The organism is Streptomyces sp. NBC_00986 (assembly GCF_045162565.1).
Lineage (GTDB): Bacteria > Actinomycetota > Actinomycetes > Streptomycetales > Streptomycetaceae > Streptomyces.
In genome coordinates this window covers 11,303,759-11,320,578 of sequence record NZ_CP108733.1, presented here as the reverse complement: position 1 = coordinate 11,320,578, position 16,820 = coordinate 11,303,759, and the positions used below count along the sequence as shown (strand labels likewise).

At 69.9% G+C, this 16,820-nt stretch carries 15 protein-coding genes; 6 read left to right on the top strand and 9 right to left on the bottom strand.

Translation table 11 applies throughout. The annotated features are described in order from the left end of the window. The first annotated feature begins 3 nt into the window (after positions 1-3). The 5 genes from OG504_RS51070 to OG504_RS51050 all read left to right on the top strand — a co-directional run bounded on the left by OG504_RS51070 (position 4) and on the right by OG504_RS51050 (position 5,082). A complete protein-coding gene (locus OG504_RS51070) occupies positions 4-480 on the top strand; it encodes a cupin domain-containing protein (protein WP_405996011.1) in 477 nt (158 codons plus the stop codon). Next, positions 477-1,355, top strand: coding sequence for an alpha/beta fold hydrolase (locus OG504_RS51065; protein WP_405996010.1), 879 nt, complete (start codon positions 477-479; stop codon positions 1,353-1,355). Before OG504_RS51070 ends, OG504_RS51065 begins: the two co-directional genes overlap by 4 nt. Further along, positions 1,352-2,287 (top strand): 2,3-dihydroxyphenylpropionate 1,2-dioxygenase, encoded by a 936-nt coding sequence (locus tag OG504_RS51060; RefSeq protein WP_405996009.1) that lies wholly within the window; start codon positions 1,352-1,354, stop codon positions 2,285-2,287. The genes OG504_RS51065 and OG504_RS51060 overlap by 4 nt, the downstream gene beginning before the upstream one ends. A 112-nt stretch (positions 2,288-2,399) precedes the next feature. After that, positions 2,400-2,762 carry a nuclear transport factor 2 family protein gene (locus OG504_RS51055; protein WP_405996008.1) on the top strand — a complete coding sequence of 121 codons (363 nt, stop codon included), beginning with the start codon at positions 2,400-2,402 and terminating at the stop codon, positions 2,760-2,762. Positions 2,763-3,054: 292 nt separating this feature from the next. Then, positions 3,055-5,082 (top strand): ATP-binding protein, encoded by a 2,028-nt coding sequence (locus OG504_RS51050; RefSeq protein WP_405996007.1) that lies wholly within the window; start codon positions 3,055-3,057, stop codon positions 5,080-5,082. Between the two features lie 14 nt (positions 5,083-5,096). Here OG504_RS51050 and OG504_RS51045 read toward each other — a convergent pair whose 3' ends face one another. From OG504_RS51045 to rutA, 9 genes are all read right to left on the bottom strand, one after another. Next, entirely contained in the window at positions 5,097-5,414 is a 318-nt protein-coding gene (locus tag OG504_RS51045; protein WP_405996006.1) for a hypothetical protein, read from the bottom strand. A gap of 72 nt (positions 5,415-5,486) precedes the next feature. After that, a complete protein-coding gene (locus tag OG504_RS51040; protein WP_405996005.1) occupies positions 5,487-5,870 on the bottom strand; it encodes a hypothetical protein in 384 nt (127 codons plus the stop codon). A gap of 36 nt (positions 5,871-5,906) precedes the next feature. Beyond that, positions 5,907-6,029, bottom strand: coding sequence for a hypothetical protein (locus OG504_RS51035; protein WP_405996004.1), 123 nt, complete (start codon positions 6,027-6,029; stop codon positions 5,907-5,909). Beyond that, entirely contained in the window at positions 6,026-6,658 is a 633-nt protein-coding gene (locus OG504_RS51030) for a LysE family translocator (RefSeq protein ID WP_405996003.1), read from the bottom strand. Before OG504_RS51030 ends, OG504_RS51035 begins: the two co-directional genes overlap by 4 nt. After that, positions 6,655-8,415 (bottom strand): FAD-binding protein, encoded by a 1,761-nt coding sequence (locus tag OG504_RS51025; RefSeq protein ID WP_405996002.1) that lies wholly within the window; start codon positions 8,413-8,415, stop codon positions 6,655-6,657. Before OG504_RS51025 ends, OG504_RS51030 begins: the two co-directional genes overlap by 4 nt. A gap of 49 nt (positions 8,416-8,464) precedes the next feature. Next, positions 8,465-10,147 carry a B12-binding domain-containing radical SAM protein gene (locus OG504_RS51020; protein WP_405996001.1) on the bottom strand — a complete coding sequence of 561 codons (1,683 nt, stop codon included), beginning with the start codon at positions 10,145-10,147 and terminating at the stop codon, positions 8,465-8,467. 215 nt (positions 10,148-10,362) lie between these two features. Then, a complete protein-coding gene (locus OG504_RS51015) occupies positions 10,363-10,992 on the bottom strand; it encodes an isochorismatase family protein (RefSeq protein ID WP_405996000.1) in 630 nt (209 codons plus the stop codon). After that, positions 10,989-12,491: an MFS transporter gene (locus OG504_RS51010; protein WP_405995999.1), complete on the bottom strand. Its 1,503-nt coding sequence runs from the start codon at positions 12,489-12,491 to the stop codon at positions 10,989-10,991. The genes OG504_RS51015 and OG504_RS51010 overlap by 4 nt, the downstream gene beginning before the upstream one ends. 31 nt (positions 12,492-12,522) lie before the next feature. After that, entirely contained in the window at positions 12,523-13,596 is a 1,074-nt protein-coding gene (rutA, locus tag OG504_RS51005; RefSeq protein ID WP_405995998.1) for a pyrimidine utilization protein A, read from the bottom strand. Positions 13,597-13,858: 262 nt separating this feature from the next. On the opposite strand from rutA, the gene OG504_RS51000 reads away from it, so the two are divergent. Further along, the gene (locus tag OG504_RS51000; RefSeq protein ID WP_405995997.1) at positions 13,859-16,795 is read left to right on the top strand and encodes a SpoIIE family protein phosphatase; all 2,937 of its coding nucleotides are present in this window, start codon (positions 13,859-13,861) and stop codon (positions 16,793-16,795) included. Positions 16,796-16,820 lie beyond the last annotated feature (25 nt).

Genomic DNA, 16,820 nt, shown 5'->3' with positions numbered 1-16,820 from the left:
ACCATGGCCGATTTCCTCGGCTCGATCCATGACACCGTGCAGCCGGGTGCGGCACGGCCGGTCGTCGTGCACGCCGACGAGCTCCAGCCGCTGCCGGCCGACCAGGTGCACAACCCGACCGTGCTGGCGATCGCCGGACTGCTGCCGACGGCCAGCTTCGAACTCTTCCGGCAGACCATCCCAGCGGGTCTCAGCTCGGACATGCAGCGCCACCATCACGAGACGGTGCACTTCGTCATCAGCGGGAACGGCCACAGCGAGATCGAGGACGACACCGAGCCCTGGGCCGCCGGCGACTTCATCTACACCCCGCCCTGGACCTGGCACCGGCACTACAACGACTCGCAGACCGAGCCGGTCGAGTTCCTCACCATCGAGAACTCCCGCCTGCTGAACCTGCTGGGCGTCGGACGCCGGCAGAGCGCGGGCCTGGTCACGGTCGCGGAGGCCCGCGCACGATTCAAGGAGGAGCAGGCATGAGCCCGCTGCCCGCCCACATCGGCATCTGGGGCGAACTGTCCGACGTGGAACACGAGTTGCGCTTCGTCGACGTTGCCGGCGTCCGCACCCGGGTCCTGCGCGCGGGGTCCGGCCCCGACCTGATCCTGCTGCACGGCACCGGCGGACACCTCGAGGCCTACGCCCGGGACATCGCCGGGCTCGCCGCCGACTTCCGGGTCACCGCCTACGACATGGTCGGCCACGGCTGGTCCGACCTGCCGGACCGGCCGTACACGATCGACGTGCTCTCCGATCATCTCCTCGGCCTGATGGACGAGTTGGGCATCGACGCCGCGCATCTGTCCGGCGAATCACTCGGCGGATGGGTGACCGCGTGGACCGCGGCCCACCACCCCGACCGCGTCGACCGGCTCGTGCTCAACACCCCCGGGAACATCGCCAACAAGCCCGAGGTGATGGTCAAGATGCGCGAGAGCACCCTGGCCGCCGTCCGGAACCCGAGCGACGAAACCGTGCGCCGCCGCGTCGAGTTCCTCTTCCACGACACCTCGATGGTCACCGACGAGCTGGTGAACCTGCGCCGCGCGGTCTACGGCCGCCCCGGCTTCCTGCGCGCGATCGAGAACACGCTGGTGCTCCAAGACCCGGAAGTGCGCAAGGAGTTCGCCTGGGACCCGGCCTGGGTCGGCCAGGTCACCGCGCCCACGCTCCTGTTGTGGACCGACCACGACCCGACCGGCGGACTCGACGAGGCGGCCATGCTCCAGAGCTGGCTGCCCGACGCCCGCCTGCACGTCATCGAGGACGCGGGCCACTGGCCGCAGTGGGAGAAGCCCGCCCAATTCCTGCGCGCCCACCGCGACTTCCTCCTCCTCGGCAAGGACCCGGCATGAGCGAGATCCTCGGCCTGGTGGCCATGTCCCACTCCCCGTTCGCCACGCTGCTGCCGCCCGAGGGCCCCGAGCAGCCCGGCGGCCGGTTCCTCGCGGAGGCGGCCCGGCTCTCCCGGACGGTCGCCCGGTTCGCACCCGACGCGGTCGTCGTCATCGGCCCCGACCACTTCCACGCGAACTTCTACGACGCGATGCCGCCGTTCCTGATCGGCGTCGAACACGCCGTCGGATTCGGCGACTTCGGCAGCCGCCCCGGCCCTCTGCCGATCGCCGGCGACCTGGCCTGGTCCGTGTACGACGGGCTCACCCGCGCGGGCTTCGACCTGTCGCTTTCCTATTCACTCACCATCGACCACGGGCTCGTGCAGAGTTACGAGATGGTGTGCGGTGGCACCGACATCCCGATGGTGCCGCTCGTCGTCAACACCGCCGCTCCCCCGCTGCCGACCATGGATCGCTGCATCGGCTTCGGCCGGGCGCTCGGCGACACCCTGCGCGGCGACGGCGCCCCCGGCCGGGTCCTGCTCATCGCGAGCGGCGGCCTCTCCCACTGGCTGCCCAGCAACGACCCGCGCGATCCCGCGATGGCCGAGGAACGCCGCCACTCGGTGATCCACGGCCGCGAGGACGCCCAAGCCTTCGCGGCCGCGCGCGAACCCCGGGTCCGGGCGATGGGCGGCGACCCGCACGCCCACGTCAACAGCGCGTGGGACCGCTGGTTCCTCAAGCAGTTGGGGACGGGAGAGTCCGAGCCGATCGCGGCCCTCGGCGACGCGGGTCTGGAGGAGCAGGCGGGCAGCGGCGGGCACGAGATCCGTACGTGGCTGATCGGGCAGGCGGCGGTACGGGCGCCGCTGGTGTGGAGCGCGTACGAGCCGGTTCCGGAGTGGATCACCGGGATGGGCATCGGGGCGACCTTCGAGGTGGAGTGAGGGGCGGGTACCCGGTTCAACTGAGCGTCGGGCAGGACGAGTTGGACCTGCCCGGCCGGGACGCCCGGCCTAAGATCAACGCGACATGAGTGGAGAGACGAAAGGAAGCCGTGTGTCCGCGTTCCCCGACAACCTGCGGAAGGCCATCTCGACCCATGATCTCGAAGCACTGGTCGCCTGCTTCACCCAGGACTACCGCTGCGACATGCCGACCCACCCGGCGCGGAGTTTCGTCGGACAGGACGTCGTACGCAAGAACTGGACCGGCCTCTTCGCCCGCGTCCCGGACATCGAGGCGCGCGTGCTGCGGTCCGTCCAGGACGGTGACGTCGTGTGGAGCGAGTGGGAGATGACCGGCACCGCTGTCGACGACACGCGCTTTCTGGCGAGGGGCGTGGTCGTCGCGCACACCGAGGGCGACCGGGTCGCGCAGGCGAACTTCTATCTGGATCCGGTCGAGCGGGACGGTGCGTGAACTTCCCGCCGGTCAGCGGAACATGGCGGGATCACGCTCCGAAAATCCGTGCCCGCATCCGCACCTCTCTGCGACTGCCGAGCCGTTCCGCCCAGCGCAACCGCCCTTCACCTGAGTCCGTCGACAGTCCGCCGAATCGATACACCCGCCACGGCACTTCACCTCGTCGGCTACAACAACCGTCCGATCGAATTGTTGCCAACTCCGATCACTTGCGACCGTTTCCGATGAGGGGGTTTAGGCCCTCGTCCGGGCCGTGCAGGATGGGACCGTGTTAGGCAACCTCCCAGTGATGACGACCAGCTTTGTCGGCCGCGACAGCGAAGTCGACACAGTCAAAACGGCGTTGGCGCGGCAGCGGTGCGTCACGCTCACCGGTGGTGGCGGGGTCGGGAAGAGCCGGCTGGCGCTGCGTGTCGCGGAGCAGGTCCGGGGGCGGTACGCCGACGGGGTCTGGTGGGTCGACCTGTCCAACCTCTACGACGACCGGTTGTTCACCGCGACGGTCTGTGACGCGGTCGATCTCCTGGACCACAATCCGCGCGCCCCGGTCGAGGCGCTGTGCGAGTGGCTGACCGGTCGGCAGATCCTTCTCGTCTTCGACTGCTGCGAACGCGTGTTGGCCTCCTGTCTGCTCCTGGTGAGCGAACTCCTCGCCGCGGCACCCCAGTTGACCGTCCTCGCCACCAGCAGACAGGCCATCGGGGTCCGGGGTGAGCACCGCATCGAGGTGACTCCGCTCTCGATGGACGACGAAGGCGACGGGGGAAACGGCGACGCCGTACGGCTGTTCCGCGAGCGGTGCGCCACGGCCGCGCCCGCGCTGTCCCTGGACTCCCCCGGCTCCGCCGAAGCCGTCTCCGCCATCTGCCGCCGCCTGGAGGGAATCCCCCTCGCCGTCGAACTCGCCTGCGCGCGCCTGCGGGAGAACAGCCTCACGGAGATCGCCGAGCGTCTGGGTTCACGGCTGGACACCCTCGTGGACGACACCGTGTGGCCGCGGCGGCACCGAGCACTGCGCACGGCGATCGGCTGGAGCCATGAACTGTGCTCGCCACTCGAGCGGTTGCTGTGGGCCAGGCTGTCCGTCTTCCGGGGTCCTCTCGACGTGGCCGCCGCGCAGTCCGTCTGCGCGGGCGGTCCGCTCATCGCCGACGACATCCCGTGGCTTCTCGAGCGGCTGGTCGACCAGTCGGTCCTCCAACAGGTGGGCACCCGTTTCCGGATGCTCGACACGCTGTGCGAGTACGGCGCCATGTGGCTCGCGGAGCTCGGTGAGACGGACTCCCTCGCCCGGCTCCATGCCGCGCACTTCGCCGCCATGCTGGCCGAGGCGGAGGCCGGCTGGCTCAGTGACCAGCAGGTCGCCTGGTACGCGCGGATCTCGTCGACCCACGCCGACGTACGCGCCGCACTCGACCACCTCATCGAGACGGATCCCGACGCCGCCGTCGAAATGGCCGGCCGCACGGGCCTGTTCTGGCCCTGCTGCGGGCACCTCCACGAATCCCGCGACTATCTCGAACGCGTCCTGGCCCTAGACACCCCCAGGGGGCCGTCCCGCACCCGCGCGCTCTGGGCCCTGGGCATCACGCTCACCCTCCAGGGCGACCACCGGACCGCCCTGCGCATCGGCGAGGAGTGCACCGAGGCGGCGCGCGAGGACGGCACCCCGCAGTCCGAGCTCTTCGCCGCCCACACCCTCGGCCTCACCCACCTCATGGCGGGCCGTCCCGAGGCCGCGTACGACGTGTGCGACCAGGCGCTGATCAGCCACGGCACGTCACGGCCGTCGGGCGCGCCGCAGCTGTGCTGCATGGTGATCCGGACCTTCGCCCACTCCGCGCTGGGCCGACTGGCCGAGGCCTACGAGGCGGCCATAGCGCTGCGCCGGCTCAGCGTCCGGTACGGCGAGCACTGGGCCCGGTCGTACGCGTTCCACCAACTCGCCTTCATAGACCTTCTCCAGGGTCGCGCGCACGACGCCGAACTCCATGCCCGGGCCATGCTGACCAGCAAGCACAACCTCAACGACAACCTCGGCATCGCCCTCGCGCTCGACCTCCTCACCGGGGCGAACGCGGTCCAGGGCAACGGCATCGCGGCCGCGCGCACCTCCGGCACCGGGAACACGTTCTGGCGCATGCTCGGCCACCCGAACCACGGCACCCCGGAACTCTCCGAGGTACGCGACCAGTGGGAGTTGCAGGCCCGCAAGTCGGTCGGCGACGACGCCTACGACAAGGCCTTCACCAACGCCCTGAACGACGACGCGGAACAGGGCCTCGCCCTGGTGATGCAGGGTCCGCTTCCCTCCTGACCCGTGCCAGCGGCTCAGGAGGGGCTTTCAAGGGGGCCGTCTTCCTCGTCCCCGGGCGGCGCGGAAGAGGACCTGAAGGCCTCGGCGATCGTCGCGTACTGGGTCGCGAGGTGCAGGTCGGGCCCGCCAAGGGTGTCCGCAGCCTTGACCTGAGCCTCGTAGAGGAAGAACCTGGCTCGCTCCAGGCAGAAGGCGCGGACCTGCGCGTCGCTCATGTTGAGGACGTCGGCGCCCTGGTAGCGGAACACGCCGATGACGTCCTCGGTCCGGGGCGGATCAGCGGCCCCGCTCGGCTGTCGCGATCGCTCCCAAGGCCGTTTGTCCTGTGCCATGCGGACCCCCTTCCGCGGAACATCATGGCAGGACGGAAACGGCCTCGGGCATTGCGGCCCCCTGAATACGCGTCAGGCGTAGCAGTGCGGGCTGGTGCTGATTCGGATGCCGGTCACATTGCCGTAGCCCTGGATGCTCAGGCGGGCCTGGCGTCCCGGCTCGACGCAGCTGGTGTACCCCCTCCTGCTGTAGAGGAAGTACGCGACACCGGAGTGCCGGGCGTTGTAGGCGTACGTGACGTCGGCGCGGCTGAAGGTCTGCCAGTAGCCCGTGACGTCTTTGTAGTTGCCCACCTTGGTCTGGTACTCGTCGTACACACAGACGTACGGATGCCTGCATCCGGTGAGCGTTGAGGATGACGCCTCAGCTGTCGGTCCGGCCACCAGACCTGCCCCGATGAGCAGAGTGGCCGACGCGCACAGCACGGCGAACCGTTGCACAAGACGATGACGCATGTCCTTTTCCCCCTCTTTGTTCGGACGACGAGCTCATCAGTGCTCGGCCTCGAACAGGAGGGCGTGCGAGGGTGGTTCGGAGGTGTGCGTACTGAGTGCGGCCGCCCCTGCGCCCTTCTTCACGCCTGTGCCGTGCGGAGGGTGTTGACGGTTCGTCATGCATGCGACTGGTCCGTTGCCAGGAGCACGGCGAGCGTGCCGAGCGCGGATCCCGTGAAGTACCGCTGTATCCGCAGCCAGGTGGGGCGCACGGCGAGGAAATTCGAGAGGGCGCCCGCGGCCATGATGATGACCAGGTTCGCGCACACGCTCACGGCGACCTGGATGCCACCGAAGGCGAAGCCCTGGAGCAGGACGTGGCCCGCACGGGTGTCCACGAACTGCGGAATCAGCGAGAGGTACAGCAGGGCGATCTTGGGGTTGAGGAGGTTGGTGACCAGGCCCATGGTGAAGAGGCGGCGGGTGGAGGTGTCCGCCAGCTCGCGCGGGGCGAAGACGGACGCGCCGTCCGATCTGAAGGCCTGCCAGGCGAGCCAGCCCAGATAGGCGGCGCCCGCGATCTTGAAGGACGTGTACAGCACGGGGACGGTTCTCAGCACGGCCATCAGGCCGAGGTTGGTCACCACCACGAAGACCAGGGCTCCGACCGCGACCCCGCCCAGCGACACCACCCCGGCGCGGCGGCCCTGGGCGATGCTCCGCGAGACCATGTACATCATGTTCGGCCCGGGAGTGACCACGACGCCGAGGGATATCGCGGCCACGCTGATCCCGTTGCTCAGGTTCACCGCCGGTGCTCCGCGACGGCGTCGGAAGGCCGGGCTCCACCCCGGCGAACGGGCTTCCAGGCGAGTTTCCCGGAGTCGTGCACGACGGCGTTGCCGGTGATGCGAGCGGCCGTCGAGGGAAAGTCCTCGCGGTGGTGTGCCCCACGCGACTCCTCGCGGAGCAGCGCGGACTCGACGATCAGCCGGGAGGCCAGAAGGAGGTTCTCCAGGTCCAGACACGTCTGTACCTGGCCCGCGGCCCGAGGCCCGGAGGCGATGTCCAGCTTCTCCCGGCGCTCCTCCAGCGCCGCGACCGTGTCGGTCATCGCCAGGAGGTCACGGGCCGTACGGATCGGACCGGCCTTGAAGTACATCTCGCGCCGCAGGAGTTGGAGCAGGGCCTCGGGGCAGGCGCCGTCCGGGGAGACGTCCATGCGGTAGGGCCCGGTGACCCGGATGTGCTGTTCCCTCAGCCCCGTACCGGCGCTGAGGGCGGCCGCATGCCGACCGGCGATGCGGCCGAAGACGAGGGCTTCCGACAGCCCGTTCCCGCCGAGGCGGTTGGCGCCGTGGGCACCGCCCGCGGTCTCGCCCGCGGCGTACAGGCCGGGAATCGTGGTGCGGGCCGTGCTGTCGATCCGGAGTCCGCCCATCAGGAAATGCGCGGTGGGGCGTACGGCGAGTACCGACGCGTCCGCCGCCGAACCGAATCCCGGCCTGATCAGACAGAGCCGTTCGTACAGGGCCGGATAGCGCTCCGGTACGACATGCGCGCAGGCACCGAGATCGAGCCGGACCGTCGCGTCCGGGAAACCGCGCCCCTCCATGATCTCGCGGTACGCACCGCGCGACACCTTGTCCCGGGTGGCCTGTTCGCCCAGCGGGTCGTACCGCAGCATGAACCGCTCGCCGTCACGGTTGAGCAGGGTCGCACCGTCGAACCGTACGGCTTCCTCGACCGGCATTCCGTCGTAGGTCGGGACGTCCGACGCGAGCCCTGTGGGGTGGAACTGGACGTACTCCATGTCGATGGCCTCGGCACCGGCCCGCAGGCCGAGGGCGAGACCGTCGCAGGTCTTGTCCGTGGAGGCGGCGGACGGTGCGTACATCGAGGTGCCGCCGCCGTCCGCGAGGATCACGGAGTCCGCGGCGATCTCCAGGATCTCCAGACTCTCGACGGACAGCACCTCAAGCCCTCGTACGGCTCCGTCGGCGTCGAGCAGAATCTCCATGGCCCTCAGTCCGGAACGGACCTCGACGCGGCCTTCCTGGACGAGTCGTGCCAGTCGTTCGCCGAGCACACGCTGGATGTGGAAGCCGAGCCGGTCCTCCAGATGGACGGCACGGGGCGCGCCGTTCCCGCCGAACGGGCGGGTGGCGAAGCGGCCGTCACCGCTCTTCTCGAATCGCAGCCCGAGGCCTTCCAGCCATTCCACCAGGCCCAACGCGCCCTCGCAGAGCGTCCGTACGATGTCCTCGTCGCCCGCGTACGCCCCACCCGCCAGGGTGTCCTCGATGTGGGCCGCGACGCTGTCGTCCGGCGCGACGGCCGCGTTGAAGGCGTGGGTCTTCCAGGTGCAGCCGCCGGCGGAGGCCCAGCGGTGCCGGGCATGCTCGTAGACGGCTTTCGTGACGAGTACGACGTGTGCGCCCTCCGCGGCGGCCTCGATGGCGGCGGCCAGTCCCGCACCACCGGCGCCGACGACGATCACACGCGGGGCCGATGCTGCGGGTACGGACGTCGTCCGAGCCGTATTCGCGGTCGTATTCACGGTCATGTTCACTGCCTTCACCGGTGTCGTCGCCCTCTTGAGCCCGTCGCTCGTGTCAGAGCTGTGCACAGATCTCGTCGAGCAGTCGTCGCTCGGCCGCCTCGTCGTCGTCGACTCCGCCGAGCATGTAGCCGCCGAACTTCATGTGTCCGCGCTCCCGGCCGAGGGCGATCACGCCCCGGCCGATGTCGGCGATCGCGGCTTCCACATCGGCGAGTTCGACCTCTGTGTTCTCGTGGACGTACAACTCGGTGAGGCGCCGGGCCGGAATGATCTCGCCGTGCGCGGCGCGCACTTCGGGGTGGGACCGGAAGCTCTCCCAGTACATGCGCGAGCCCGGGATGACACCGGGCGCCGCGACCGACACCGTGGTGATGGTGTCCCGGTAGGTCTCCGCGAGGGAGAGCCAGGAGTCGACCTCTTCGTGGAGTTGCTTCCGGGTGGTGCCGGGCAGACCGAGGATTCCCGAGGCGTAGATCTTGTAGTCCAGTTCCTGGGCCAGTTCGAGTGCCTCATATACCCGGTCGGGTCCTTTGTTGATGCCCTTGGAGTCGCCCTTGAGGAGTTTGGGGTCGAAGGCCTCCAGGCCGACGTTCCACGTACGGACGAAGCCCTGGCACAGCTTGGCCGACTGGAGGAACTCGAAGACCAGGCCGTAGGCGAGGAGGAACCGGTGTTCCCGGAGCACCGGTGAGGCGGCGCAGCGTTCGGCGAGTTCGTCGAGGTAGCCGATGTCGCCGGACCACTGTGCGCGGGAGAACCCGAGGGTGGAGTCCCCGGCGGCGTACACATTGGCGCCGAGGCCGCCGACCGCCGTCTCGAGTGCGGGAACGATCGTGTCCATCCGGGCGAACTTCGGAGTGAGTCCCTGGATCGAGCAGTGTTTGCACCGGCGTCCCGGGCGCATTCCCCAGGTGCAGCCTGCGTCCAGGGGGAGCGTGACCATGCGTTTCAGCTCGTAGTGATGCGCGTACCAGACGTCGAACGCCTTGTCGTAGTACCGGTCGAGTTGGTCTTCGATGAGTGTGTAGTCGGGGAGCATGCGCCGGTCGAGTGGGTAGGTGGGAGCGGGCTGGTTCACGACCCCGAGGTGTTCGCGATAGGCGAGGGAAGGGACACGTTTCAGATGGAGTTGCCCTCGTAATGCGTACAGGAGGCCGAGCATGGTGAAAGGCCCGTTGTTGCCGGTGCTGACGAAATCGACGAGCCGGTGGCCGTAGTGGCCGGTGAGTATTTCGCGATGGAGGATTCCCGCGTGGTCGTTGCCGAACACGACGACCGCTTCGGGGTTCACGCGCTTGATTTCCGCGGCGACGATGAAAGCCCACAGTGCGGTGGCGGTGTAGACGGTGAACGCCGCCACGTCCGGGGGGTCCGCGGCGATGGCGGCACGTACGTCGTCCCACGGGACATGGCTCAAGTCGAGGTATTTCCAGGAGAGTTCGGGGAGGTACCGCTCCTGGTAGGTGATCATCTCGACCAGACCGGAGTGGGGGTAGACCGTCCCCTCGTTCCGGTACCGCTCCTGGCCGTCGACGCCGTCCACGAGGGCACCGCCGCCGGAGTGGCCGCCGCGGTGGGCGGAGGTGAGCGGCAGGGCGAAGTACCAGACGGACAGGGCGGCGGAGGCGGAGCCGGAACCCGGATCGGGGCCGGTACCGTCCGGCGGGGGGAACTGCCACTGGAACCGACCATCGATGCCGACGACTTCCTCCACCGGCTCCAAACCCATCTCCACGACGTCTCCCACCACAGTCGGTACCAGGAGCGCCCCAGCGTCATCGCCCCCTCCCGGCCCTGTCATGCGCGGTTCCGCTGAGCGGACCGGCCGATGCGGGTCGTGGTCCTCCGAGTGCCTGGCCCGGCGCAGGCGACGTCACGGCAATTGCCGTCACAGGCCCGGGCGGTGGGTTGCCGACCCCCGGCACCCCCAGCCATCAGGCACTCAGGCACTCAGCCGAGAGACGCGAGATACCCCTGCGCGCGCCCGAGCGGCCACACCTCGCCGATCTTGTGCCTGATGTCGAAGAGGTTCGCCGCGTGGATGTCCGGGTCCCGGTCGCCCACCGCCTCCTCGACCACGATCGGTACGAATCCGTGCTGCATGGCGTCCAGCGCGGTGGCCCGGACGCAGCCGCTCGTCGACAGTCCGCCGATGAGCAGGGTGTCGATGCCGTTCGCCGTGAGGTGAGCGGCCAGTTCGGTGCCGAAGAAGGCACTCGGGCACTGCTTCGTCACGGTCAGATCGTCCGGCGCCGGGGCCAGGCCCTCGATGAACTCGCCGAAAGGATTGCCCTCTGCGAATACCCCCAGGACCGGCACCTTGCGTAGGAACAGGCCGCCGTCACTCCCGTCCGCCCGCAACAGCACCCGCGTCACGATCACCGGGATCCCGGCCCGGCGTGCGTCGGCCAGCAGGAGCCTCATCGCGTCGACCGCCGGTTCGACGCCGGCGTAGAGCGGGCAGTCCGGGTCGACGTAGGCGCGGGCTGGGTCCACCAGGATCAGGGCCGGGGACGTGCCGGGGGTGAGCTGTCCGTCGAACCCGGCACGCTCGTAGTCCTCCTGCTGATGACCGGTCATGGCGTTGCCCTTCGTGAAGTGGCGGACTCCGGTGGGGAGTTGACGGCGCCCGCGTCAGCGGTACGGGGTGCCCGCAACGACGTGGGGAACGCCAGGCAGATCACTCCCCCGACCACGACGATGCCCGTGAGGACGAACCCCGTGGCGCGGATGTTGGCGACGAAGCGGTCCAACTCGCCCGCGGCGAGCACGTTCAGCGTCCCGTCGTACGCGGCCTGGCGGGCCGGTCCGCTCAGGCCCGTCGTCGTGAACGCGAGCGCGAGGGCCGTGCTGAGGAGGTAGCCCACGTTCTGTGTGGTCGAGCGCAGGCCGTTGGCCATTCCGCGCCGGTCGGCCGGTACGGACAGCATCAGGGCGCTCGTGCTCGGTGTCATGAACAGCCCGGTGCCGGCGCCGACGAGGAAGAGGAACGGGGCGACGGCCAGGAACGGCACGGTCGTCGTCGAGAGTGTCAGCGAGAAGCCCAGTAGTCCGCACGCCGTGACCGTCATGCCGGTTGTCGTCAGCGTGCGCGGGGTGAAGCGGTCGAACAGGGACCCCGCGGCGGCCGAGGTGATCAGCGTTCCGGCCGCGACCGGTGTCACCAGCACCCCCGCCTCCAGGGAGGTGGCGCCGCCGACCGCCTGTTCGTGCAAGGACGCCAGGAGGACGACGGCGTAGCTGCCGAGCGCGTTGGCGAGGACGGCCGCGAGCACGAGGGCGATCGCGCGGGTGCGCAGCAGCGCCACGTCGACCAGCGGGTGCGAGCGGCGCGTCTGGACGGCGACGAAGGCCGTGAACAGCGCGAGGGTCGCGGCGCCGCAGGCCCACGGCAGCCAGGAGGCGACGGTGGACGTGACTCCGGGTGTGAGGGTGAGGACGAGCGCGGTCAGCATCGCCGTGGACAGCAGCGCGCCCGGCACGTCGAACGGTTCACGGACCCTGCCGACCCGCTCCACGCTCGCGGGGACCGACAGTACCGACGCGCCGATCGCGACCAGCCCGATCGGTACGCAGACGACGAACAGCCCACGCCAGCCGAGGAGTTGGGTGGCCGCGCCGCCGACGACCGGTCCGGCGACCTGGGCCGTGGCGGCCACGGTGACGTTCCAGCCGAGGGCCCGGCCCAGGGTCCGCGCGGGGAACACGTCGGTCAGCAGGGCGGTGTTGTTGGTGATCACGGCGGCGGCGCCGACACCCTGCACGAGCCGGGCCGCGATCAGGAACCCCGCTGACGGGGAGAGCGCCGCGAGCCCGGTCCCGGCGGTGAAGACGACGAGCCCGGCGAGGTACAGGCTGCGGCGGCCGACGATGTCGGCGAGCCGGCCGAAGACGAGGATCAGGGCGGTGGTGACCAGCATGTAGCCGAGCAGGATCCAGTCGGCCTGCCCGGGGTCGGCCCCCAGCTCCCGGGTGATGGTGGGCAGCGCGACGGCGAGACCGCTCATCTTGAGGAACACGGCCACCACCCCTACGGCGGTGGCCGCGAACACCCGCCACGGACCTCGGCCGGCGGTCACGACCGCGGGCCCGGAGCAACGGGAGCGGCGGTCACCCGGCCTGCGACCGTGACTTCATCAGCGGCTGGATGCGGGTGCCGAAGTTCTCCAGGCCCACGAGGAAGTCGTCGAAGACGAGCATGATCCCCTTGGTGCCCTCGACCTCGGCGACCTCGTCGAGCAGCTTCGCGACGGTCTCGTACGAGCCGACCAGCGTGCCCATGTTGAAGTTGACCGCGCCCTCGGGCAGCACGATGGTCCGGGCGGTGGAGGTGTCGTCGGCGGTGGTGTCGGTGGCGGATTCGCCGGCCATGTACGCCAGCGCGGCGTGGTCGGCGTTGTCGTGGTAGTCCTGCCACTTCGCGCGGGCGGCCTCGTCGGTCTCGTCGGCGATGATCATGAAGAGGGAGAGTGCGCCGACATCACGGCCGGTCCCCTCCGCCGCGTCCACGAGCGAGGCCGTGGTGTCCGACAGGGCAAGGGGGGTGTTGACGCCGCTGCCCAGGATGAAGTTGTACTCGGCGTGCTCGGCGGCGAAGCGGATGCCCGTGGGGCTCTGCCCGGCCGCGACGATGTCGATGTGCCCGTCCGCCGGGCGCGGCGAGAGCACGCAGTCGTCCATCTCGTAGAACTCGCCCTTGAAGTTGCTGACGCCCTCGCTCCACAGCTCCTTCATCACGGTGACGTACTCGGCGGCGCGGGCGTAGCGGTTGCCGAAGTGTTCGTCGCCGGGCCAGAGGTCCATCTGGGAGTACTCGCCGGGTGCCCAGCCGGTGACGATGTTGATGCCGAAGCGGCCGGGGGCGATGGAGTCGATCGTGGTGGCCATGCGGGCGACGATCGCCGGGGGCAGGACGAGGATCGGGGTGGAGGCGTACAGCTTGATGCGCTCTGTCACGGCGGCCAGGCCCGCCATCAGCGTGAACGACTCCAGGTTGTGGTCCCAGAACTCGGTCTCGCCGCCGAAGCCCTTGAGTTTGATCATCGACAGCGCGAAGTCGAGCCCGTGCTCCTCGGCCTTCTGCACGATGGCCTTGTTCAGCTCGAAGCTCGGCAGGTACTGGGGTGAACTCTTCGATATGAGCCAGCCGTTGTTGCCGATGGGGATGAATACGCCGATGTCCATGCCGCTCCTGTGTGACGGGTGGGCGGGGGTGAGCCTGACGGGGTGACAACGTCCGGACATGATCAAGGGGTTCCATACCCCGTTCACGACGCCCCGTTCCCCCGGATGCCGAGTATTGTCACCCGAGCGAGCACGGGTGGAATGCCGGGGCAACTCGGTCTGGAGCGCTGCCTGTTGAGAGCCGTGTGCGAGAGCGGGAGTCAAAGGTGAGAGTCCTGCGCAGCACCGCGTTATATGAGGCGGGAACGGTAAAATTTACGGTATGAACGCACGTCTGGCTCTGCTCGACACCGTGGACCCCGGCGTCACCGAGAGCGAAGTGTTCCGGCTGGCGCTGCAGCACGCGGTGGGCGAGCTGGGCGCGCTCGGGGGAGCGATTCATCTGCGGGGGCCGATGTCCGCACTACGGCTGGTGTCGTCGACCGGTCTGCCGCCCGCCCTGACCCGCCCGTGGGAGATCATCGACCAGGAGGGCCCGACGGCCCCGGCCAGGGCCCTGCACCAGGGCAGTGGCGTGTGGGTGCCCGTGCCGGCCGCGCCCACGGGTCAGGATCTGGCCTGGCCCGGCACCGGGCTTGCCGCCGTGCCGGTTTCCGGCGGGGACCGCAGCATCGGCGCGCTCACGGTCCTGATGGGCGAACAGGGCGAGCCGACCCCTCGGCAGTGGGACTTCCTCCGCGACCTCGTCGCCTGGACGGAAGAGCGCATGAGCCAGGCACCGCCGCCCACCGGCCCCTCCCAGTCGGAGCCGGGCGGCGACCGTGACCGGCTGCGGCAGGCGTTGAAGGAGGTCAGCGTCGGTTCGTGGGACTGGAACATCCGCACCGGCGACCTCATCTGGGACGAGGAGGCCCTGGAGCTGTACGGCACCAGGCCGGAGGACTACACCGGCAAGATCGAGAACTGGATGCGGATCGTCCACCCCGACGACCTGGCGCCCACGCTGGACGCGGCCGGACGGGCGATCCGCGACCACGGCGTGTACGAGGCCGAGTACCGGGTGCGGCGCCTCGACGGCACGTACGGCTGGACGCAGGCCCGCGGCCGGGCGACCTACGACGAGCACGGCGAGCCCCACCGGATGATCGGCGTGGGCTGGGAGAGCAACGAGTCGCGGTCGGCCCGGGACGCGCTGAGCCGGGCCCTGCGCCACATGAGCGACGGGTTCCTCGCGGTGGACGAGGAGTGGCGGATCACCTTCGCCAACCTGGAGGCGGAGCGCACGCTGGGCCTCTCCGAGGAGGAGTTGTTCGGGCGTCTGCTGTGGGAGCTGCCCGCGGTACTGAACGTCCCCGGTCTGGAGGACCGCTGCCGCAGGGCCGCCGCCGAGGAGACGCCCGTCGGCTTCGACGCCCAGTTGGGGGGCACCGGTCGCCGCCACCACCTGCGGCTGGTCCCGGGTCCCGACGGGGTCACCATGTACCTCACCGACGTGACCGAGAAACGGCAGCACGAGGAGGAGCGCCGGGCGTCCGAGCTGGCGGTGGCCCGACGCGCGGTCCGGATGGGAGAGCTGACGGCCGCCCTCGCCAAGGCGACGACCTCGCAGGACGTGGTGGCCGCGGTCGCCCGCCGGGTGCTGCCGCCGTTCGCCGCCGCCGGGCTCCTCGTGCAGGCCGTCGAGGGCGACCGGCTGCACACGGTGGGCGCGGACGGTTACCCGGACGACTTCCTGGCCACCGTCGACGGCCGCGTCCGGACGCCCGGTGAGCCGGGCTGGGACGTGATCGCGTCCGGTCTGCCGATGTTCCTCTCCTCCACCGACGAGTACGCGGCCCACTACCCCGAGCTGGCCGCCCGACCGGAGCGGGCGGGGAAAGAGGCGTGGGCGTTCCTCCCGCTGACCGCGTCCGGCAAAACCTTCGGCGTCTGCGTCGTCGCCTTCGACCGCGCCCGCCGGCTCACGGACGAGGAACGCACCCTGCTGACCACGATCAGCGCCCTCGTCGCCCAGGCCCTGGAGCGGGCCCGGCTCTACGACGCCGAGCACACCCGGTCCCGCGAACTCCAGCGCAGTCTGCTCCCCCGCGCCCTGCCCGAGCTCCCTGCGTGCACCGCGGCCGCCCGTTACCTTCCGGCGGGCCAGGGCATGGACGTGGGCGGCGACTGGTACGACATCATCCCGCTCTCCGGCGGCCAGGTGGCCCTCGTGGTGGGCGACGTCATGGGCCACGGCCTCCCGGAGGCGGCGACGATGGGCCGGCTGCGCACAGCGCTGCACACCCTCGCCGACCTGGAACTGCCGCCCGACGAGATCATGAGCCACCTCAACGAACTCGTCGCCGGCATGGGCGAGGAGTCGTACGTGACGTGTCTGTACGCGCTCTACGACTCGACGACCCAGATCTGTTCCATCGCCGGGGCCGGGCATCCGCCACCGGCGGTGGTCCACCCGGACGGCACCGTGCACTTCCCGGAGCTGTCGGCCGATCCACCCCTCGGCGCGGCTGAACCGCCGTTCGAGACAGTCGAGTTGAAGGTGCCGGAGGGCAGTCTCCTCGTGCTCTACACCGACGGCCTGGTCGAGTCGTCGAAGCGCGAGATGGACGAGGGCATGGCGGACCTGGCCCGCCTCCTGAGTACGGCGATCCGGACCGAGTCCGGCGCGGAGGCGGACCTGGAGGACCTCTGCGACACCCTCACCGCGGGCCTGCTCCCCGCCGAACACTCGACGGCCGACGACGCCGCCCTGCTCGTCGCCCGCCTCCACGCCCTGACCAGCGACAAGATCGCCTCCTGGCCGCTCCCCCAGGACCCACGGGCGGCCGGCCAGGCCCGCCGTCACGTCCGGGAGCAGCTGCGCACCTGGGGCCTGGAGGACCTGACCCCGACCACGGAACTCCTGGCCAGCGAGCTGGTCGGCAACGTCGTACGCCACGCCAAGGGCCCGGTCAGCCTGCGCCTGCTGCACGGCGCCGAGCTGATCTGCGAGGTCTTCGACGGCAGTCTGACAATGCCCCGGATCCGCCGCGCCACGGAGACGGACGAGGGCGGGCGCGGCCTGCAACTGATCACCGCTCTCTCCCAGCGCTGGGGCACCCGCTACACGCCGACCGGCAAGTGCATCTGGACGGAGCAGGCGCTGCACGCGTCAGGCCTTGGGCAGGAACTGCCGCCCGACGCCCTGGAGTTGGCGTTCCCGAACATGGAGGACTTCACCGGAGACCTCGACGCGCTGTCCTTCGGCGACGAGGACTGACAGACCCGTCGTGAGCGCTCAGGCT